At 71.5% G+C, this 18,380-nt stretch carries 20 protein-coding genes; 10 read left to right on the forward strand and 10 right to left on the reverse strand.

The window, feature by feature from the left end:
- Nucleotides 1-45: 45 nt before the first annotated feature.
- From FXF51_RS28605 to FXF51_RS28615, 3 genes are all read right to left on the reverse strand, one after another.
- Nucleotides 46-1,404 carry a cellulose binding domain-containing protein gene (locus FXF51_RS28605; protein WP_148437771.1) on the reverse strand — a complete coding sequence of 453 codons (1,359 nt, stop codon included), beginning with the start codon at nt 1,402-1,404 and terminating at the stop codon, nt 46-48.
- Nucleotides 1,405-1,537: 133 nt separating this feature from the next.
- Entirely contained in the window at nt 1,538-2,284 is a 747-nt protein-coding gene (locus FXF51_RS28610; protein WP_148437772.1) for a sugar isomerase domain-containing protein, read from the reverse strand.
- Entirely contained in the window at nt 2,281-3,150 is an 870-nt protein-coding gene (locus tag FXF51_RS28615; RefSeq protein ID WP_262379901.1) for a MurR/RpiR family transcriptional regulator, read from the reverse strand. The genes FXF51_RS28610 and FXF51_RS28615 overlap by 4 nt, the downstream gene beginning before the upstream one ends.
- 60 nt (nt 3,151-3,210) lie before the next feature.
- On the opposite strand from FXF51_RS28615, the gene FXF51_RS28620 reads away from it, so the two are divergent.
- Nucleotides 3,211-4,371 carry an N-acetylglucosamine kinase gene (locus FXF51_RS28620; protein WP_187414615.1) on the forward strand — a complete coding sequence of 387 codons (1,161 nt, stop codon included), beginning with the start codon at nt 3,211-3,213 and terminating at the stop codon, nt 4,369-4,371.
- Nucleotides 4,372-4,538: 167 nt separating this feature from the next.
- On the opposite strand, the gene FXF51_RS28625 is transcribed toward FXF51_RS28620, so the two are convergent.
- From FXF51_RS28625 to FXF51_RS28635, 3 genes are all read right to left on the reverse strand, one after another.
- The gene (locus FXF51_RS28625) at nt 4,539-5,447 is read right to left on the reverse strand and encodes a hypothetical protein (RefSeq protein ID WP_148437774.1); all 909 of its coding nucleotides are present in this window, start codon (nt 5,445-5,447) and stop codon (nt 4,539-4,541) included.
- The gene (locus tag FXF51_RS28630) at nt 5,444-5,968 is read right to left on the reverse strand and encodes an RNA polymerase sigma factor (protein ID WP_148437775.1); all 525 of its coding nucleotides are present in this window, start codon (nt 5,966-5,968) and stop codon (nt 5,444-5,446) included. Before FXF51_RS28630 ends, FXF51_RS28625 begins: the two co-directional genes overlap by 4 nt.
- A gap of 75 nt (nt 5,969-6,043) precedes the next feature.
- Entirely contained in the window at nt 6,044-7,114 is a 1,071-nt protein-coding gene (locus FXF51_RS28635; RefSeq protein ID WP_148437776.1) for a thiolase C-terminal domain-containing protein, read from the reverse strand.
- 335 nt (nt 7,115-7,449) lie between these two features.
- Here FXF51_RS28635 and FXF51_RS28640 point away from each other — a divergent pair, with 335 nt between their 5' ends.
- On the forward strand, nt 7,450-8,298 hold the full coding sequence (locus tag FXF51_RS28640) for a LysR family transcriptional regulator (RefSeq protein WP_148437777.1): 849 nt from the start codon (nt 7,450-7,452) through the stop codon (nt 8,296-8,298).
- 15 nt (nt 8,299-8,313) lie between these two features.
- Entirely contained in the window at nt 8,314-8,934 is a 621-nt protein-coding gene (locus FXF51_RS28645; RefSeq protein WP_148437778.1) for a MerR family transcriptional regulator, read from the forward strand.
- Here FXF51_RS28645 and FXF51_RS28650 read toward each other — a convergent pair.
- The gene (locus tag FXF51_RS28650; protein ID WP_148437779.1) at nt 8,931-9,818 is read right to left on the reverse strand and encodes a hypothetical protein; all 888 of its coding nucleotides are present in this window, start codon (nt 9,816-9,818) and stop codon (nt 8,931-8,933) included. The genes FXF51_RS28645 and FXF51_RS28650 overlap by 4 nt on opposite strands.
- A gap of 54 nt (nt 9,819-9,872) precedes the next feature.
- Nucleotides 9,873-10,274, reverse strand: coding sequence for a nuclear transport factor 2 family protein (locus tag FXF51_RS28655; protein WP_148437780.1), 402 nt, complete (start codon nt 10,272-10,274; stop codon nt 9,873-9,875).
- A gap of 51 nt (nt 10,275-10,325) precedes the next feature.
- Between FXF51_RS28655 and FXF51_RS28660 the strand changes: the two genes are divergently transcribed.
- Nucleotides 10,326-10,880, forward strand: a complete 555-nt coding sequence (locus tag FXF51_RS28660) for a TetR/AcrR family transcriptional regulator (protein WP_222871511.1) — start codon at nt 10,326-10,328, stop codon at nt 10,878-10,880.
- Nucleotides 10,877-11,305, forward strand: a complete 429-nt coding sequence (locus FXF51_RS28665; protein ID WP_316247644.1) for a TIGR03668 family PPOX class F420-dependent oxidoreductase — start codon at nt 10,877-10,879, stop codon at nt 11,303-11,305. The genes FXF51_RS28660 and FXF51_RS28665 overlap by 4 nt, the downstream gene beginning before the upstream one ends.
- On the opposite strand, the gene FXF51_RS28670 is transcribed toward FXF51_RS28665, so the two are convergent.
- Entirely contained in the window at nt 11,295-11,969 is a 675-nt protein-coding gene (locus FXF51_RS28670) for a ThuA domain-containing protein (protein WP_148437782.1), read from the reverse strand. The two genes, FXF51_RS28665 and FXF51_RS28670, sit on opposite strands and share 11 nt — an antisense overlap.
- A gap of 101 nt (nt 11,970-12,070) precedes the next feature.
- On the opposite strand from FXF51_RS28670, the gene FXF51_RS28675 reads away from it, so the two are divergent.
- The 3 genes from FXF51_RS28675 to FXF51_RS28685 are packed head-to-tail and all read left to right on the forward strand — an operon-like array spanning nt 12,071 to nt 14,596.
- Nucleotides 12,071-12,943: an NAD-dependent epimerase/dehydratase family protein gene (locus FXF51_RS28675; protein WP_148437783.1), complete on the forward strand. Its 873-nt coding sequence runs from the start codon at nt 12,071-12,073 to the stop codon at nt 12,941-12,943.
- Entirely contained in the window at nt 12,943-13,800 is an 858-nt protein-coding gene (locus FXF51_RS28680) for an RNA polymerase sigma-70 factor (protein ID WP_148437883.1), read from the forward strand. Before FXF51_RS28675 ends, FXF51_RS28680 begins: the two co-directional genes overlap by 1 nt.
- Nucleotides 13,801-13,834: 34 nt before the next feature.
- Nucleotides 13,835-14,596 (forward strand): SDR family NAD(P)-dependent oxidoreductase, encoded by a 762-nt coding sequence (locus FXF51_RS28685; RefSeq protein WP_148437784.1) that lies wholly within the window; start codon nt 13,835-13,837, stop codon nt 14,594-14,596.
- Here the strand turns inward: FXF51_RS28685 and FXF51_RS28690 are convergent.
- Nucleotides 14,586-15,158 (reverse strand): TetR/AcrR family transcriptional regulator, encoded by a 573-nt coding sequence (locus FXF51_RS28690; protein WP_187414617.1) that lies wholly within the window; start codon nt 15,156-15,158, stop codon nt 14,586-14,588. The two genes, FXF51_RS28685 and FXF51_RS28690, sit on opposite strands and share 11 nt — an antisense overlap.
- 85 nt (nt 15,159-15,243) lie before the next feature.
- Between FXF51_RS28690 and FXF51_RS28695 the strand changes: the two genes are divergently transcribed.
- Together FXF51_RS28695 and FXF51_RS28700 are read left to right on the forward strand one after the other, a co-directional pair.
- Nucleotides 15,244-16,893, forward strand: a complete 1,650-nt coding sequence (locus FXF51_RS28695) for an FAD-dependent oxidoreductase (RefSeq protein WP_148437786.1) — start codon at nt 15,244-15,246, stop codon at nt 16,891-16,893.
- On the forward strand, nt 16,890-18,311 hold the full coding sequence (locus FXF51_RS28700) for an ATP-binding protein (RefSeq protein WP_148437787.1): 1,422 nt from the start codon (nt 16,890-16,892) through the stop codon (nt 18,309-18,311). The genes FXF51_RS28695 and FXF51_RS28700 overlap by 4 nt, the downstream gene beginning before the upstream one ends.
- Nucleotides 18,312-18,380: the final 69 nt, after the last annotated feature.

An 18,380-nucleotide genomic window follows, 5' to 3' on the forward strand; every position in this document is an offset into this window, starting at 1 on the left:
CACGGGGGGTGCCCGCGCCCGCACGAGGCGGGCGCGGGGTGTTTGTCACTGGTTGGGGACGGTGTCCTTGAACGCGGTGCCGGCGGCGCGCAGCGCGGCGACACGGCTGAGGACGGTGGCGGGCGCGACGGCCTCGTTCTTGCTGTGGTAGAGGTAATCGACCTGCTGCCGGTACGTACGGGTGCCCGTGGCCGCCTGGAGATCGATGAACCACTGGTTGAACATGATCCACATCGGGGTCTCGGGATAGTAGATGTCACCGTGGTCGGCGAACAGGCGGCCGTCCACGTAGTACTTGATCCGGCCACCCGAGACCTGGATGACGAGGTCGTGCCAGCCGGCGAAGCTCGTGCGCTCCTCGGTGTGGGTGTTGACGGCCTGCCACGGGTCGCCCTGGTAGGTCTCCCAGCTCGTCGCGTACAGGATGTTCGACGGCTCGCCCCAGCCGCCGTTCGGCAGGTACTCGAAGTCCAGCTCGCCGTAGTCGGGGTCCAGGTTGTAGCGCAGCGGGGTGATGGTGAAGAACGTCTGCACGACGTGCTCGCCGTCCGGGCCGCTGGTGGGGGCGTCGCTGAAGCGGACGCGGGCCGCGTACGTGCCCTCGCGGAACTTGCGGCTCGCGGTGGACAGCTCCGTCTGTACGGTGCCGGCGGCGGTGCCGTTCGTGGACGAGTCGAGCGTCAGCAGGCCGCCCGGGAACGAGACGGCGTTCGGCGACCAGGTGGCGCCGGGCACGCCGGGGCCGCCCGAGCTGGAGCGGACGGTCCAGCCGCGCTGGGCGAGCAGCGGGTCGTTCGGGCCGGAGTAGGTGAAGTCGTCGAAGAGCTCGCCGGTGCCGCCGCCCGGAGGGTCGGTCGGATCGGGGTCGGGGTCGGGGTCCGTGCCCGTGGGGTTGCCCCAGGCGAGCTGGCCGTTCACGTAGACGGCGGTCTTGTCCCAGTTGGTGTACGCGGTGTTCGCGCCGTAGGAGTAGTCGTCGCCCTGGGTGAAGGTCTGCCAGTCGGCGCGGTAGAAGCGCAGCTGCATGTCATTGGTGTTCTGGCCCGGGCTCAGGCTGCCCGAGGTGAAGCCCACCTCCAGGTACTGCTTGCCGCCCTCCTGCGGGGCGAACCTGCCGGTGATCGTGGAGCAGCCGACCACGGCCCAGGAGCAGGCGAAGCGGTAGGTCTCCGTACCGGTGAGGTAGTAGCGGATCTTGACCTGGTTGAGCGGGATCGTGGTGGTGCCGTCGTTGAACAGGCGCAGCCAGGGCTCGGCCTGGGCGGTGGTGGCGCCTGGGGCGCTGGTGCGGTACTGGAGGCGGACGGCCTGGGCGGCGCTGGCCGGGGCGGCGATCAGGGTCACCGCGATGAGGATGGCGGGGAGGGCTAAGGAGACGAGTATTTTTCCGAAATTTCGGGACATGGGTGGGGTTCTCCTTGCGGGTTGTGCGGCCCCCGAAATGTGTGCATGCCGAAGAGAGCGAGTGGCGGATGGGACGGACGGCGGATGGAGCAGGTCGCCTAGTGGAGCGGGTCGCGGGTGGAGCCGGCGGGGGTCAGGCGCCGCGGCGGATGCGGCCCGCGTACAGGGCCTCCAGGCGCAGGTTGTGCGCGTCGCCCTCGGGGACGTTCGCCGAGAGGTAGACGGGCGGCACTTCGCCGGCTTCGAGCAGGTTGCGTACGGTCTGCGTGACCACGAGCTGGGCCAGCAGCGCTGAGGAGATCGTGGAGACGGCCCCGGTGGCGCCTCCGTCGGGCAGGGACAGGATGGAGTCGCCGTACGGGGCGTGGTTGTCCAGCACGACGTCGGCCAGATCGACGAGCTTGCGGCCCGAGGGGTGGCGGGACGCGGCGGCTTCGCCGTGGGTGCGGGAGGTGATCGCGATCAGGTCGTGACCGCGCTCCTTGACGAGGGTGGCGAGCTCGACGACGACGCCGTTCACGCCGGAGTTGGAGATGATGACGAACAGGTCGTGCCGCTGGACGGGCGCCAGGTCGAGGATGGTGCGGGCGATCGCGGGGTCGCGTTCGAGGTCGTAACGGTCCAGCTCGGAGCGGGGGGCGTCGCCGTACAGGACGATGTCCCTGAGCGCGAGACGGTTGGTGGGGACGAGGCCGCCGGCCCGGCCGGCGATCTCCATCGCGACGGCCTCGGAGTGGCCGGAGCCGAACGCCTGGATGACGCCGCCGGCGGTCAGCGCCTTGGTGAAGAGGTCGGCGGCGCGGGTGATCTCCGGATCTTCCGGGATCGTCCGGACGAGGTGGGCGATGTGGTCGGCGAAGTCCTGCGGGTTGATGGTCATGCATCCCCTTCCGGCAAGCGGTGCCCGGCAACCGCTCTCACGGTGACGTCGAACGCCTGCTTCGTGCGTTCGTAGGTGCGTTGGGCGACCGACACGTACACGACGTCGAGCACCAGCAACTGCGAATGGATCGCGGCGAACCCCTCGGAGCGGAAGCTCGTGGCCCGGCTCGCCGTGGTGAGCACCAGCTCGGCCACCTCGGCCAGCGGCGACTTCGGCTGCGAGGTGACGGCCACGGTGATCGCGCCGTGGCTGCCCGACTCCGCCAGCACCTCGATGACCTCGCGGGTCCTGCCGCTGTGGGAGATCCCGATGGCCACGTCGCCCTGCCCGAGCAGCGCCGCGTCGGTCAGCGCGCTGTGGGCGTCGGACCTGCTCCACGTCGGCACGCGCATGCGCTGCAGCCGGTACTCCATCTCGCTGGCGACGGCGGCGCTGCTCGACACCCCGAACAGCAGCACCCGCCCGGCCCTGGCCACCGCCTGGGCGACCTTCTCCACCACGGCCAGGTCGAGCTGGTCGCGGGTCTCCTGGATCAGGCGGATGTCGTTGCCGGAGACGACGCCCAGCACCCGTTCGAGGCTGTCGTCGGGCAGGATCTCCTGGCCGATGTCGGTCTCCCAGGTCTGCTGCGCGACCCGGCCGGTCTCGGTGGCGATGGCCACCCGCAGCTCGGCGTAGCCGGCGAAGCCCAGGGCGCGGCAGAAGCGGGTGATGGTGGCGGTGGACGTCCCGCTCCGCTCGGCCAGGTCGACGATGGTCAGCCGGGCGGCCTCAGCGGGGCCTTCGAGAATGGCGTCGGCCACCTTGCGCAGAGCGTCGGGCATGTCGTGCTGGTCGGCTCTGATGCGGTTGAGGAGTTCCACGCGGCGATAATTATGCTCAGGGAGTGGTGCCGTCAAGGCTGTTGGGCAATAATTTTTGACATGCGCATGGTTCTTGGGGTTGATGCGGGAGGGACGTCGTCGCGGGCGGCGCTGTTCACCGTGGAGGGCGCTCTCGTGCGGCGGGGGAGTGCGGGCGGGGCGAACCCGGGGGCGCTCGGACGGGACCTCGCCGCCGCCAACCTGACGGCCGCCGTGCGGGACGCCCTGGTCGAGGCTCCTCCGGTGCAGGTGGTGGTGGGTATGGCGGGGAATCCCGAGGCGTGTGCGGCGCTCGCGGATCAGGTCTTCCGCGAGGTGCTGCCGGGAGTTCCTGTCGCGTCCGTGGGTGATCTGGTGACTGCCTTCGCTGCCGGTACGGCGGCGGCTTCGGGGAGTGTGCTGATCTCGGGGACGGGGGCCATCGCGGCAAAAATTATCGGGCATCGGGCCGTTGCCGTCGCCGATGGGTTCGGGTGGCAGCTCGGGGACGAGGGGTCGGCGTTCTGGCTCGGCCGCGCCGCCGCCCGCGCCACCATCCGCGCCCTGGCCGCCGGGGCTTCGGGCGGTGGGACGCCTTCCGTCTTGGCCGCCGCCGCTTCCGGCGGTGGGACGCCTCCCGCCCTCGTGGCAGGCGGCGGTGTGGCACCGGGTGGCGGCCTGGCGGGCGATGGCCTGGCGGGCGGTGAGCTGGCGGGCGGCGGGATGGCGGGCGGTGAGCTGGCGAGGCTCGTGGTGCGGTGCCTCGCGCCCGAAGGGCTGGGCGGGGATCCGGTGGCGGAGCTGGCGGCGGCGGTGTACGCGCGCCCGCCACTCGCGCTCGCCGAGCTGGCGCCGCTGGTCAGCCGGGCGGCTGCGGAGGGTGATCCGGTGGCGGTGGGGATCGTGCGCGAGGCGGCGGCCCGGCTGGTGGCGACCTTGCGTGGCGTGCACGACGCCGGGCCCGTGGTGCTGGCCGGGAGCGTGCTCACCAGCGAGGGGCCGGTGCGGCAGGCCGTCACCGAGCTGCTGTCGAACAAGGCGGCACCGACAGCAGGCGACACAGTGACGGCACCCTCGACAGCGGGCGGCGGGATGGTGGGCGGCGGGATGGCGGGCGGCGGGATGGTGGTCGCGACGGCGGGTGACACGGCCGGGGCGGCGGCCTGGCTGGCCGCGCGCCCGTTCTTGAGCTCGCACGACTCACGCGCTCGCCACCGGCTCTTCGTCCGGGCCGCCCGATGAAACCCCGGCCCGCCCGGTGAACACCCCCGCCCACCCGGTGAGCACCGCCGTATCGGCCGGTGAGCACCGCCGGACAGGCCGGTGAGCACCACCGGACAGGCCAGTGAGCACCGCCGCGTCAGACGGACGGTGCTCACGAGTGCTTCAGCCGTTCGACGCCCGTGACGTCAGTCCCGGATCACGGCCGACTTCGGGCCGCCGTACACCGGGTTCTTCGGCAGCCGTTCCTCGGTCACCAGCAACCGCAGCACCCCGGCCTCCTCCGACTGCGCCTCCCACACGATCCAGTCGTCCCCCACCTTGGCCGACTGGTTGCCCGGGTCCACGCGGTACCCGTTGCCGTCCGGCGCGGGGGTGATGATCTGGTAGACCGCCGTGAGCCCGCGCCGGCGAGCCTCGGCGAGCACCTCCCCGACCGTCTTCTCGTCGGCCCTGAAGCCTTCCAGCATCTCGCCCTTGCTCGTGGCCGGCCGGAAGTTGCGGTACTTCTCCCCCGGCTCCGCCGGACGCCCGATCGTGACCACGCCACTGTTGTCGTAGCCGGTGTGCACCAGGACGGTCATCGCGCACCCGGGCTTGCCGAGCTCACAGCCCGCCGGCGAGGTGCCGGTGCCGATCCGGCGGTCCTTGTCAGGGCTGGCCCCTCCCGGACCGGCGTTCACGCCGGTGACCTCACCTACCTGGCTGGGTGAGGAGGGGACCAGGTCGAGCCGCACGTCCAGCCCCACCGCCTGGAAACCCTCGGTGAACTTGCTGTGGTCGGCCAGCGGATCCTTGATCGTGGCGACGTAGTACTCACCCCGCAGCCGGACGTCGATGGCGGAGTTGGCGTAGGAGGTGGCGGTGCCGCCGCCCAGGACGGCCGGACCGACCACGGCCGCCGCCGCGAGCCCGGCGGCGGCCACGGCACCTGCGGCGAAGCGGCGCGTGCGGCGGCTCCTGACCGCGATCGGCGTAGCCGCCGGTGCGGGCTCCTCGGCGGTGATCGAGGCGAGCAGCGCCCGCGCCCCCGCGCCGGACGCTCGCCCGGCCAGGTCTTCGTCGCGGACGCGGGCGAGGCTTTTCAGGTCGTTCATGCGGACTCCATCACAAGACGGCTCATGGACACGCCGGCTCCGGCCAGCGCCTTGGACAGTCGTTTGCGCGCCCGGTGCACCCTGATGCGTACGGCGTTGCGCGAGCAGCCGAGCACCTTGGCGATCTCTCCCGGATCCAGCCCTTCCCAGGCGAGCAGCGAGATCAGCTCCCTGTCGCTCTCGGGCAGCTCGTGGAACGCGCGCGCGATGGCGCTCAGCTCGACGCTGCTCTCGGGCGAGTGCGCGTACAGGTCGGCGACGTCATGGTCGAGCTCGGCGTGCCGGTGCCTGGCCAGGCCTCGCCGGTGGTTGGCCAGCACGTTCCTGGCGACGCCGTACAGCCAGAGCCTGGCCTCGCCGCCCGCCGGGAGTGCGTCGAAGCGGCGCCAGGCGATGGCGAACGTCTCGGCGACGACGTCCGCCGCGTCCTCGGGGGATTCGCAGCGGCGTACGGCGTAGCCGAGTATGTGCTCGTAGGTTTGCTTGTAGACGGCCTCGAACCGGTCTTTCCGGTCATCCACGGGCGGTCCCCATGGTCGGCCTCCTCGGTTGCGGGATTGGGACACCACTCACATGTCACAACAACCCACGGCATTTCACCGTACGAGCAAAGCCGCGCTTCCGTAGCTGCCGCCGAACCCCGTCACCAGCGCCACCTCGCCGCCTGACCGCAGCTCGCGCACGGCCTGGGCGACGTTGTTCAGGCCGTGCACGTACCCCTCGGACAGCAGCCCGCCGTGCGGGTTCACCCACGCGTGGCGGCGCTCCAGCAGGTACGCCCCCAGCTCCCCGCGCGCCACCAGCCCGAAGTCCTCCAGTTGCCTGGGCACCAGCCATGAGTAGGCGTCGTACGGCACCGCCACGTCCACGTCCGACGGCCGCAGCCCGGACGCCTCCCAGAGCATGGGCGCCACGTACGCCGAGAAGATCGCCGTGACGTCGGGCGCGCGGTCCATCGCCGAGCAGCCGGGCCCGCCCCCGCGCACCACGGCCCGCACGCGCGGCCCGTCCAGCACGCCGCTGACCAGCAGCGCGCACGCCCCGTCGGTCTCCTGGCAGCAGTCGACGGTGCGCAGCGGGGTGCAGACGTACGGCCTGGACAGGTAGTCGGCGAGTTCGAGCGGTTCGCGGCGCAGGGCGCGGGGGTTGGTCTTGGCGTTCTGCCTGGACTGGGCGACGACGGCGTGCAGGTGCTCGGCCGTGAGCCCGGTGTCGTGCAGGTAGCGGGTGGCGGCCAGGGCGAACATCGGGATGGGGCCGGCCATCCCGTAGGTGAAGCGTTCCTGGGGGCCGGTGGAGACGGTGTTCATGCGCTTGCCCGAGCGGCCGTTGAGCGCGCGGTAGACGAGGAGGTTGCGGGCCAGGCCGCAGTGGATGAGCATGGCCGCGTCGCCCAGGACGGAGGCCGCCTGGGTGCCGCCTCCCGCGATGTCGTTGTGCCAGCCGAGCCGGTCGATACCGAGGGCTCTGGCGACCTGGACGACGGGCGCGGAGTCGTTCAGGTGGTAGCTGAGGACGGCGTCCACCTCGGACGGCGCGATGCCCGCGTCCGCGCAGGCAGCCCGGCACGCCTCGGTCGCCAGCTCCAGCTCGGTGCGGCCGGACTCCCTGCTCAGGGGGGTCATCCCGATCCCGGCCACGGCCGCCCTGCCCGCGAAGGGCTGCATGGCACTCCCTCCGTGCGGAGCGACTGGTCGTCCGCCACGTTAGTGGGGCTCCACCATGTAGGGCAAACGCTTGCTTGGGGACCGCCGCCGCCCTCCGGCCCGGCCTTTCACCGGCCGAATTTACGGGCAACCATAACGGCGTTAACTTCCGTCCCAAGGCAATGGACGCGCGCCTTGGCGAAATCCCCAACAACCCGCCTGACCAGCACTCCATGGCATTTAAGCGGAAATATCCATGCAGACAGGTGACTGGACATCTTCACGGAAGCTAGCGCCTCTTGTAATACGGAGGTGCGATCTACCGATAGCTCATCATCATTACGCCGAGGTGAGCGATGGATCTACGCTATGTCCGGTACGCGATGGCAATCGCACGAGCAGGCAGCCTCCGCAGGGCCGCTGCCGCGCTGCACATCGCTCAGCCCACGCTGTCGGAGCAGCTCAGGGCGCTGGAGAAGGAAATCGGCGTCGAGCTGTTCAGCCGATCGTCGAGCGGGGTGACGCTCACCGAGGCGGGCGAGGCGTTCCTGGCTCAGGCGACCGTCGCCGTCGACGCCTTCGAACGGGCGGTGGCCGCCGCCAGGTGCACGGGCGAGACGGCCCGCCTGGGTGTGGCCGACGGCCTGGCGGACGTCGCCGCCCGGCTGCTCTCCCAGTTGCGCACCGGCCGCCTGCGCATGGCGCCGATGGGCACGGCCGAGCAGATGGTGTCGATCGCGGACGGCGCCTTGCAGGCGGGGCTCGGGTACGCGCCCGGCTCGCTGCCGCGCGGGGTGGGCCGCATGCTCATCCACCGTTTCCCGGTGCGCGCGCTGCTGCACAGGGAGCACCACCTGGCGGAGTACGAGACGCTGTCACTGGCGGACCTGGCGGGCGAGCCGCTGGTCATGCCGGAGTCCGACGCCGTGGCCGGAGCGCGCCGCTTCCTGGAGGCCTTCGTACGCCAGCGCCTGCACCCCCGTCTCGGCCCGTCGGCGGCCAGCCACGACGCGGTCGTCAGCACGGTCGGGGAGGGCACCGGCTACGCTTTGTGCGTGCGCGAGGGCACCACCGTGCCCGACTCGCTGGTGTTCATTCCGATCAAGGAGGACGTGCCGCCGATCGAGGTGGTCTTCCTGTGGAACCGCCAGTCCGACGTGCACGAGCTGGTGAGTGCGGCCCGGCATCTGGCACGCTCTGGATAGCTCTATTATCTAATGATGCGGATCTCCGAACTCAGTGCCAAGTCCGGTGTGGCCATCCCCACGATCAAGTACTACCTGCGCGAAGGCATGCTCCACCAGGGCGTGCAGACGGCCGCCACCCGCGCCGAGTACGACGAGACGCACCTGCGCAGGCTCCGCCTGATCCGGGCCCTGCTGGACGTGGGCCGGCTCTCCGTGGCCGCGATCAAGAAGATCGTGGCCGCCGTCGAGGACGAGTCGATGCCCGTGCACGAGATGCTCGGCACGGCCCACTGGGCGCTGAGCCCTGCCGTCGAGCCGGAGCCCGGCGAGGAGTGGCGGGCTACGCGCGCCGAGGTGGACGCCTTCCTCGCCGACCTGGGCTGGGACGTCCACCCCGACGCCCCCACCCGCGACGAGCTGACCCAGACGCTGGTCAGGATGCGGCAGCTCGGCGTGCCCGTCGATCTGACGCCGTACGTGGAGGTGGCGCGGAAGCTGGTGTCGGAGGTGGAGATGGACAGCATCCCGTTCGACGGGCCGCGCGACGCCGCCGTGGAGGCGCTGGTGCTGGGCACGGTCCTGTACGGCAGGGCACTCGACACGCTGCGCCGCATGGCCCAGGAGTCGGAGTCGGCCCGCCGCGTGACGCCCTAGTCCAGGCCGTTGGCCCGGAGGATGCACACCGCGTTGACCGTGGCCGCGCCGCGCCACTCCAGCGACCCGGCCGGCGAGATCCGCGCGTAGTCCACCGTCCACCCGCCGTCGTCCTGCTGCTCCCCCGCCAGCCGGACCAGGTCGGCCGCGATCACCGCGGGCTCGAACAGGTCGCGCACCGGCCGCCCGGGGAACGGCGCGAAGTCCAGCGGGCGCAGCGCCTCGTTCTCGGTACCGCCCTCGACGGGCACCCGGCCGTCGCCGGGGATGAACGCGCTGAGCCGCTTGAGCAGGTCGGCGGCGCCGGCCCGGGTGTCGTACACGGCGTCCAGGAACCGCACGGCGAACATCAGCACGTACGCGGGCGGCGCCTCCTCCAGCGCCCCGATCGTCTCGAAGCAGTAGCGCGTGGCCTTCTCCAGCCACGGATGCGCCGCCACGGCGGGATCGTGAACGGCCACGCGGTGGGCGACGGCCGCGGTGATGGCCGTGATCTGCAGGGACGAGGTGGTCGCGTCACCGCCCGACCACCAGGGGGCGGTGGCGTGGGAGTACGTCAGCGGCAGCGAGAACGGCAGCCCGCCGTCCGGCAGCGTCACCGTCTCCAGCCAGTCGCACAGCGTCGCCGCGTGCGGCGAGGTGAGCGGGCCCGCCTCCTCGAACACCTCGAAGGCGTGCAACGCCGCGCCCGGCTGGCTCTCGGGCGAGCGCAGGTCGGGCTCCAGCCCCCAGCCGTAGCCGCCGTCGGCGTTGCGGTACCCCTCCAGGGCCGCCAGCAGGCCGGCCGCGTCGCCGTCGCCGGCGAGCAGGTCGTAGCGGCGGCGGTCGAGGACGCGCCCGTGCCCGGCCAGGAAGCCTGGGATCAGGTCAAGGTTCGGGTTCATGCACTCATCGTGCCCAGATCGCCGCCGGTCGGTCTTGTAGGTTCCGGACATGTCCTAGGAGCGCAGGGCCTCCATGACGGGCAGCGGGTTGACGTAGTCGCGGTAGGTCACGACCTGGCCGCCCCGCACCCGCAGGACGGCGACCGGCCGCTGCTCGAACGACCGGCCGGTGGCGTTGACGGCGCCGCGGACGGCGTACTCGACGATGACGACCTCGGGGTCCAGGGTCTGGTGCAGCTCGACGTCGGTGTACTCGTGGAAGGTGATCATCCCGCCGTACGCGGCCAAGAAGTCCGCGAAGGCCCGCCTGCCGCGCACCTCGCCGGGCACGCCGTCGGGGCGGTACGGCCATTCGACCACGACGTCGGGGGCCATGAGCTCCAGCAAGCGCTCGGTGTCGCCGGCCAGGCTGGTCCGCAGCACCTCTTCCGCCACTTTCGTTGTACAAGTGTTCATTGAATGAGCGTACAACGAATGTCGATTGTTGAACACCCGTACAATGAGCCGGTGACAGAGCCGCCCCGCCGCACCCGCGCCGAGCAGCGCCGCGACACAGAAGCCCGCATCCTGTCCGCCGCCCGCGAGACGTTCGCCGAGCTCGGCTACGAACGCACCACGATCCGCGCGGTGGCCGCCACCGCCGGGGTCAGGCCAGGGCTGGTGATGCACTACTTCGGCTCCAAGGAAGAGCTGTTCGCCAGCGCCGCCCACCTGCCCGCCGACGAGCTGCCGCCGGGCGATCCGGCGCAGGCCCTGCTCGCCACGCTGCGCAAGCGCCTGGACGGACCGCCGGTGGCCTCGCTGGCCGTGTTGCGCTCGATGTTCACCCACGGCGAGGCGGCCGAGGACTTCCGCGAGGCGGGCCGCGACTGGCTGGGCTCGATCGAGCGGGCGATCCCCGCCGACCGTCCCGAGCTGCGGGCCGCGCTGATCTCCGCGATCATGACCGGGCTGGTGGTGGACCGCTACCTGCTCAAGCACAGCGCGCTGGCGGACGCGTCCGCCGACGACATCCTCGACCTGCTGCGGCCCTGCATCGAGAGCCTGGTGGGAGCGCGGTGACCCGCGCGGCCGGTGGCGCGGCGATGAGCGCGGCGCGGTTCGCCGCACAACGAGTGGCGCGGCTGGCCAGGCTCGCCCCCGACGGCACGCCCCGCGTGGTGCCCATCACCTTCGCCATACTCGACGGCGACGTGGTGACGGCCGTCGATCACAAGCCCAAGACCACCACCGACCTCGCCCGCCTGCGCGACATCCAGGCGAACCCCGCCGTCAGCGTGCTGGCCGACCACTACGAGGACGACTGGACGCGCCTGTGGTGGGTGCGCGCCGACGGGCTGGCCCGCGTCCTGGACGGCGGCGAGGAGCGGGAGCGGGCGCTCGACGCGCTGGTCGCGAAGTACGCGCAGTACCGCGAGCGCCGGCCCGCCGGCCCCGTCGTCCTCGTCGAGGTGACCAGGTGGAGCGAGTGGTCGGCTACTCCGTGATCGTCACCGGCCGCCTCAGCAGCCACAGCGCCGCCCGCTGGAGCAACGTCCGGTGGACCTCGTTGTCGTAGGAGCGGGTGTCGTGCCCGAGGGCGTCGTAGAGCACCCGGCCCCGCCGCACCGGCCGCGCCCAGACGATCGGCTGGCCGTTGGCGGAGGCCAGCGGTTCGACGTCGGGCAGCACGTGGAGGTCGCTGTAGACCTCGTCCACCACGTCGAAGTCGCGCAGCCCGTCGACCACCGGATGCCTGCCGTGGACCCGCACGCCCGTCCAGCCCAGCGGCGGGTAGTGGGACTTGGGCCAGGTCCAGGCGCCGCCCAGCACGCGCGGCCAGCCCTGCCAGTCGTCGAAGCAGATCGACGCCGTGTGCATGCACAGCAGCCCGCCGCCCCGGTCGAGGTGGTCGAGCAGCGTGGTGCGGGCCTGTGCCGGTAAGCCGAAGCGCCACTGGTCACGCAGGTCGGCGAAGCGGTCCTGGGTCATCTGCCAGCGCAGCGCGTTGACCGTGATGAGCTGGACCTCCGACGGCTCGCTCAGCGCGCCCGCGATGTCCTCGGTGATCTCCGACTCGACCCCCACTTCGGCGAGCACCTCCGCGAGGGCGGCCGACGTGGCGGCGAAGTCATGGAACAGGCCTCCTGACAGGATCAGATTTCTCGCCACTTGCCCAGCTCATCATGGACTCCTCTGGTTTTCCACCCGTTGGCTGTCACATGTGGCGCCCTTGCCCCGTCCAGTCCTCGTACGGAAAGAGGGGGAAGGTCATGAGGGTTCTCGTCGCCGGCGCCACCGGGGTGATCGGCAGGCGGCTCGTCCCGCTGCTGAGGGCGGTGGGGCACGAGGTGGTCACGCTGTCGAGGTCGGACGCCGGCCTTCGGGTGGACGCGCTGGACCGGGAGGCGACCGTGCGGGCGGTGCGGAAGGCGGCGCCGGACGCGGTCGTGCACCTGCTGACCGCCATCCCGCCGGCCATCGACCCGCGCCGGATCGGCAGGCAGTTCGCGCTGACGAACCGGCTGCGCACCGAGGGCACCCGCAACCTGATCGAGGCGGCTCCCGGCGCGCGGATCGTCGCGCAGGGCGTGGCGTACGCGTACGCGCCCGCGCCGGGCCTGGCCGACGAGGACGCGCCGCTGTGGCGGGACGCGCCCGAGCAGTTCGCGCCCCTGGTGGCGGCGCTGGCGAACCTGGAGGATCAGGTGACGGCGGCGGGCGGGCTGGTGCTGCGGTTCGGCCATCTGACGGGGCCGGGGTCGGTGTACGCCGAGGACGGCTCGACCACCTTGGCCGTGCGGGCGGGGAAGATGCCGATCGTGGGCGACGGCGGGTCCGTCCTGTCGTTCACGGACGCGCACGACGCCGCCACGGCCGTCGTCGCCGCGCTCGACCGCGACGTCTCCGGCGTGCTGAACGTCGTGGACGACACCCCGGTCAGGATGGGCGAGTGGCTGCCCGAGTTCGCGGCGCGGCTGGGCGCGCCGCCGCCGAGGCGCGTGCCGGTCTTCCTGGCCAGGATGCTGGTGGGGAGCTTCGGCGTGGCGTACATGACGCGGCTGCGCGGCGCGGCCAACACGCGCGCCCGGCTGCTGCTCAACTGGCGGCCCCGGCACGCCTCGTTCTTCGGGGACAGGGCATGATGCCGGTCGTGGACGACTTCGAGGAGCACAGGCCGATGCTGCTCGGGCTGGCCTACCGCCTGCTCGGCAGTATGTGGGACGCCGAGGACGTGGTGCAGGAGGCCTGGCTGCGCTGGCGGGCGGTCGATCACGACGAGATCAGGGAGCCGCGCGCGTTCCTGGTGACGGTGGTGTCGCGGCTGGCGCTCGACCAGCTCCGCTCGGCGCGGGTCAAGCGGGAGGCCTACACGGGGCCGTGGCTGCCGGAGCCGGTCGAGACGTCGCAGGCGGGGCCGCTGGACACGGCGGAGCTGCGCGACACGGTCTCGTACGCGACGCTGCACATGATGGAGCGGCTGTCGCCGCCGGAGCGGGCGGTGTTCGTGCTGCGGGAGGCGTTCGAGCTGCCCTACGACGAGATCGCCGAGATCGTCGGCTCGTCGGTCGCGAACGCCCGGCAGATGCATCACCGGGCGTCCACCCGGCTGGCGCAGGGGCGTGACCGGTTCCACCCGTCCACCGAGGAGCACAGCGAGCTGCTGACGAAGTTCATCAGAGCGGCGGGCAGCGGCGACCTGGCGGCGCTCACCGAGCTGCTGCACGAGGACGTCGTGTCCTACAACGACGGCGGCGGCAAGGTCAGGGCGGCGCTGCGGCCGATCACCGGCCGGCAGAAGGTGGTGGCGTTCCTGCTCGGGCTGCAGTCCCGCTACGACTTGAAGGGCGGACGGCTGGTCGAGGTCAACGGCATGTCCGCGGCTGCCACTCAGGTGGGCGGGCATCGGCAACTCGTCATGATCGGCATCAGGGACGGCCGGATCAGCGAGATCTACGGCGTGCTCAACCCCGACAAGCTCGCGCGGGTGCACCTGGCCTGAGCTGCCCGGGGCGTCCGGTCGATAGAGTCGCCCCATGGATCTCGGCATCTCGGGCAAGGTCGCCCTCGTCACCGGAGGCAGCGCGGGCATCGGGCTCGCCGCCGCGAAGAGCCTGGCGCGGGAGGGCTGCGACGTGTGCGTCAGCGCCCGCGACCCGGAGAAGCTGGCGGACGCGGTGGTGGAGCTGCAGGAGTTCGGCAAGGTCGTGCACGCGGTGCTGGCCGACGTGGAGGATCCGGCCGCCGCGCGGCGGCTGGCCGAGGAGACGCGTGACGTGCTCGGCCCCGTCGACATCCTGGTCGCGAACGCGGGCGGCCCGCCGGCCGGCCGCTTCGACGCGGTCGGCCTCGACGACTGGGACGTGGCCGTCCAGCGGAACCTGCTGGGCACCGTGCGCCTCGTCCACGCGGTGCTGCCGGAGATGCGCTCGCGCGGCTGGGGCCGGATCGTCACGATCACCAGCAGGTCGGCCCGCGAGGCGCTGGACAACCTGGCGCTGTCGAACGCCATGCGCTCCGCGGTGGCCGGCGTCGTGCGCACGCTGGCCCGCGAGGTGGGCGGCGACGGCGTGCGGGTGAACAACGTGATGCCCGGCCCCATCGAGACCGAGCGGCTGCGCGACCTGTCGGGCGGCGAGGAGGCGCTGCGCAAGCGGGGCGAGAGCGTGCCGGTGGGTCGCATCGGGCGCCCCGAGGAGGTGGGGGACGTGGTGGCGTTCCTGGCCAGTGAGCGGGCCTCGTTCGTGAACGGCGTCTCGCTGCTGGTGGACGGCGGGGAGAGCCGCGTCATCGCCTGAACAGGGTGTCGACCACCGCGGCGGCCCAGGTCGCGTCGTCGTCGGGCAGGTCCACGAAGTGCGTCAGGCTCGCCCGGTGGAAGCAGGCGCCCATCAGCAGGGAGGCGGCGGCACCGGGATCGACGCCCGCCGCGATCCGGCCCGCCTGCCGCTCGGCCCGCAGGATCTCGGCCAGCGCCTCGATCGGCAGGTGCGGGCCGAGGTCGGCCTTGGCCAGCATGCTCCTGAACCCGGCCATGAGCGGCGGGTCGCCCAGCACCCCTCCGGCGACGGCCGCCGCCCTGGTGTAGAACTCCAGGGTCTTTCCCGTGAACTCGACGAGGTGGGCGTCCAGGTCTCCCTCCCCCACGCTGGACCGCAGCTTCGCCAGCGCGGGGCCGAGCGCGGGCGAGCGCTCCAGCAGCACGGCGAGGACGATCTCCTCCTTGCCGGCGAAGTGCTTGTAGAGCAGCGCCTCGGAGCAGGCGGCCCGCTGGGCGATGCGCCTGGTGGTGGCCCCCGCGATGCCGAACTCGCGAATCGCCTGCTCAGCCGCGTCGAGGATGCGGTCGCGTGTGCCCATCCGCCCATGATATGAGCGCGTGCTCACCCACACGGGCGTGCATGACATCCTCTGAGGAGGAAGACCATGAAGAAGGACGTGGGGCATGGACAAGCCGGTCATCGTGACGGTGGATGACGATCCGGGCGTCTCGCGGGCGGTCGCCCGTGACCTGAGACGCCGTTACGGGCAGGAGTACCGGGTCGTGCGCGCCGAGACCGCCAGGGACGGCATCGACGCGGTGCGGGAGATGCGGCTGCGCGGCGACGAGGTGGCGGCGATCCTGGCCGACTACCGGATGCCGCAGATGAACGGCGTGCAGTTCCTTGAGGCGGCGATGGACATGTATCCGTACGCGCGCCGCGTGTTGCTGACCGCCTATGCCGACACCGACGCGGCGATCCAGGCGATTAACGTCGTCGATCTCGACCACTACCTGCTCAAGCCGTGGGACCCGCCGGAGGAGAAGTTCTACCCGGTGATCGACGGGCAGCTCGACGCCTGGTTGCGCACCGAGCGGGTGGAGCGCACGGAGCTGCGGGTGGTGGGCGACCGGTGGTCTGCGCCGTCGTACAAGGTGCGTGACTTCCTGGCCCGCAACCACGTGCCGTACCAGTGGATGCTGGCGGAGGACCCGGAGGGCGCGCAACTGGTGAAGGCGGCCGGTGAGGGGTGTCACCTGCCGCTCGTGGTGACGGCCGACGGCACCACGCTGGAGTCGCCCGACCAGGCGACGCTGGCGACGGCGGTGGGCCTTTCGACGACCCCGGCCACCGACTTCTACGACCTGATCGTGGTGGGCGGCGGCCCGGCGGGGCTGGGCGCGGCGGTGTACGGCGCTTCGGAGGGGCTGAACACCGTGCTGGTCGAGGCGTACTCCTCGGGCGGGCAGGCGGGCCAGAGCTCCAGGATCGAGAACTACCTGGGCTTCCCCGACGGCGTCTCCGGCCAGCAGCTCGCCGACCGGGCGCGCAGGCAGGCGCTGAAGTTCGGGGCCGAGCTGCTGACCGCGCGCAAGGTGACGAGCCTGGAACCGCGCGGGCAGGCGCGGGTGATCGGGTTCAAGGACGGCGGGGAGATCGCGGCGCACGCGGTGATCCTGGCCACCGGCGTCACCTACCGGCGGCTGGAGGCTCCGGGTCTGGACGAGTTCGTGGGGCGTGGCGTCTTCTACGGCGCCGCGCTGACGGAGGCGCCGGCCTGTAAGAACACCGAGGTGTTCATCGTGGGCGCGGCGAACTCGGCCGGTCAGGCGGCCGTCTACCTGTCGGGATTCGCGAGCAAGGTCCATTTGTTGGTGAGGAGTGATGGTTTGGAGAAGTCCATGTCGCACTACCTCATCGAGCAGATCGCCGCGATCCCCAACATCGAGGTGCACGTCGAGACGCAGGTCGTCGGCGGGAGCGGTGACGGGCACCTGGAGCGGCTGACGCTGTCCACCAAGGGCGAGGAGCGCACGGTGGACGCGCAGTGGCTGTTCGTGTTCATCGGGGCGCAGCCGTACACCGAGTGGCTGGGCGAGACGATCGAGCGGGACGCGCGCGGGTTCGTGCTGACCGGGCCCGACCTGGTGCAGGGCGGGCGGCGGCCGCGCAACTGGCCGCTGCGGCGCGAGCCGTACTTCCTGGAGACGAACGTGCCGGGGGTGCTGGCGGCCGGCGACGTGCGCGCCGAATCGATCAAGCGGGTGGCCTCCGCCGTCGGGGAGGGCGCGATGGCCGTCGCGCTCGTGCATCGGTACCTGGAGAAGCAATGATCGACATTGACGAGCTGCGCAAACTGTTCCTCTTCGAGCGACTCTCCGACGAGCAGCTCACCAAGCTGGCGAGCACCGGCCGGGTGCAGAGCTACGCCCAGGACGAGGACATCCTCCGCCAGGGCGAGCCCGCCGACTGCTTCGCGGTGCTGCTCGAAGGCGAGATGCAGATGATCACCGAGACGGTCAGCGCCGGGACCGTCGCGATGCCCCGCACCTCGCAGCCTGGCGTCTACGGCGGCGCCACCTCGGCCTACCTGGGCGAGCGGGCCCCGCAGACCTACCAGCACACGTTGCGCGCCACCGCCCCGTCACGGGTGTTCACGCTGCCGGCCAAGAAGTTCGCCTACATCGTGGCCGAGTGGTTCCCGATGGCGATGCACCTGCTCGACGGCATGATGTCCGGCGGGCGCATGCAGCGGGAGATCATCGACCGGCGGCAGCGGCTGAGCGCGCTCGGCACGATCACGGCCGGGCTCACGCACGAGCTGAACAACCCGGCCGCGGCGGCCGTGCGGGCGGTCAGCGAGCTGCGCTCGCTCATCAAGGCCTCGCGCTTCCAGCTCGCCCAGCTCGCCGAGGACGGCATAGCGCCCGAGAAGCTGCGCGCGCTGATCGAGGCGCAGGAGGCGTGCACCGGCAACCTCGGCAAGCTGGACAAGCGCTCGCCGCTGGAGATCTCCGACGCCGAGGACGAGCTGGGCGAGGCGCTGGAGGAGGTGGGCGTCGAGGACCCGTGGGAGCTGGCGCCCGCGCTGGTCAACGCCGGTTTCACCAGCGACTACCTGCGGAAGATCCGCACCAAGGTGGGCGAGGAGCACACGCCGAAGGCGCTGCACTGGCTGGCCGAGGCCATCGAGATCTCGCAGATGCTCAACGAGGTGACCGAGGCGACCGAGCGCATCACGACGCTGATCCGCTCGGCCAAGCAGTACTCCCAGATGGACCGGGCGCCGTTCCAGCTCGTGAACGTGCACGACCTGCTCGACAGCACGGTCGCGATCTTCCGCGGCAAGATCCCGCCCGGCGTCACCGTGGTCACCGACTACGACCGCACGCTGCCCGAGATCCCCTGCTACGCGGGCGAGCTGAATCAGGTCTGGACGAACCTCATCCACAACGCCCTCGACGCGATGGACGGGGAGGGCACGCTGACCATCCGCACCGCCCACGACGAGGACGAGGCGATCATCGAGATCGGCGACACCGGCCACGGCGTGCCGGAGGCGATCAGGGACCGGATCTTCGAGCCGTTCTTCACCACCAAGAGCGTGGGCGAGGGCACGGGTCTCGGCCTGGACATCTCCTACCGCATCGTGGCAGGCCGGCACGGCGGCGAGATCAAGGTGCGCTCGGTTCCCGGCCAGACCTGGTTCGAGGTACGGCTGCCGCTCCGGGAGCCCACGGCCACCACCTGATCGCGCATCGTTACCGACTCCGACTTGTCAGGACGTCTTCTGACCGCGTGTAATGGGTGACCGAAATGC

The sequence above is a fragment of the Nonomuraea sp. PA05 genome, from assembly GCF_008086045.1.
GTDB classification, from domain to species: Bacteria; Actinomycetota; Actinomycetes; order Streptosporangiales; family Streptosporangiaceae; genus Nonomuraea; species Nonomuraea monospora.

What these genes read in the sequence shown, in the direction of transcription:
- FXF51_RS28605 (WP_148437771.1), bottom strand. Translation starts at nt 1,404, where the DNA reads ATGTCCCGAAATTTCGGAAAAATACTCGTCTCCTTAGCCCTCCCCGCC.
- FXF51_RS28685 (WP_148437784.1), top strand. Translation starts at nt 13,835, where the DNA reads ATGGATCTCGGCATCTCGGGCAAGGTCGCCCTCGTCACCGGAGGCAGC.
- FXF51_RS28610 (WP_148437772.1), bottom strand. Translation starts at nt 2,284, where the DNA reads ATGACCATCAACCCGCAGGACTTCGCCGACCACATCGCCCACCTCGTC.
- FXF51_RS28645 (WP_148437778.1), top strand. Translation starts at nt 8,314, where the DNA reads ATGCGGATCTCCGAACTCAGTGCCAAGTCCGGTGTGGCCATCCCCACG.
- FXF51_RS28650 (WP_148437779.1), bottom strand. Translation starts at nt 9,818, where the DNA reads ATGAACCCGAACCTTGACCTGATCCCAGGCTTCCTGGCCGGGCACGGG.
- FXF51_RS28695 (WP_148437786.1), top strand. Translation starts at nt 15,244, where the DNA reads ATGGACAAGCCGGTCATCGTGACGGTGGATGACGATCCGGGCGTCTCG.
- FXF51_RS28635 (WP_148437776.1), bottom strand. Translation starts at nt 7,114, where the DNA reads ATGCAGCCCTTCGCGGGCAGGGCGGCCGTGGCCGGGATCGGGATGACC.
- FXF51_RS28680 (WP_148437883.1), top strand. Translation starts at nt 12,943, where the DNA reads ATGCCGGTCGTGGACGACTTCGAGGAGCACAGGCCGATGCTGCTCGGG.
- FXF51_RS28640 (WP_148437777.1), top strand. Translation starts at nt 7,450, where the DNA reads ATGGATCTACGCTATGTCCGGTACGCGATGGCAATCGCACGAGCAGGC.
- FXF51_RS28625 (WP_148437774.1), bottom strand. Translation starts at nt 5,447, where the DNA reads ATGAACGACCTGAAAAGCCTCGCCCGCGTCCGCGACGAAGACCTGGCC.
- FXF51_RS28675 (WP_148437783.1), top strand. Translation starts at nt 12,071, where the DNA reads ATGAGGGTTCTCGTCGCCGGCGCCACCGGGGTGATCGGCAGGCGGCTC.
- FXF51_RS28690 (WP_187414617.1), bottom strand. Translation starts at nt 15,158, where the DNA reads ATGGGCACACGCGACCGCATCCTCGACGCGGCTGAGCAGGCGATTCGC.
- FXF51_RS28700 (WP_148437787.1), top strand. Translation starts at nt 16,890, where the DNA reads ATGATCGACATTGACGAGCTGCGCAAACTGTTCCTCTTCGAGCGACTC.
- FXF51_RS28655 (WP_148437780.1), bottom strand. Translation starts at nt 10,274, where the DNA reads ATGAACACTTGTACAACGAAAGTGGCGGAAGAGGTGCTGCGGACCAGC.
- FXF51_RS28620 (WP_187414615.1), top strand. Translation starts at nt 3,211, where the DNA reads ATGCGCATGGTTCTTGGGGTTGATGCGGGAGGGACGTCGTCGCGGGCG.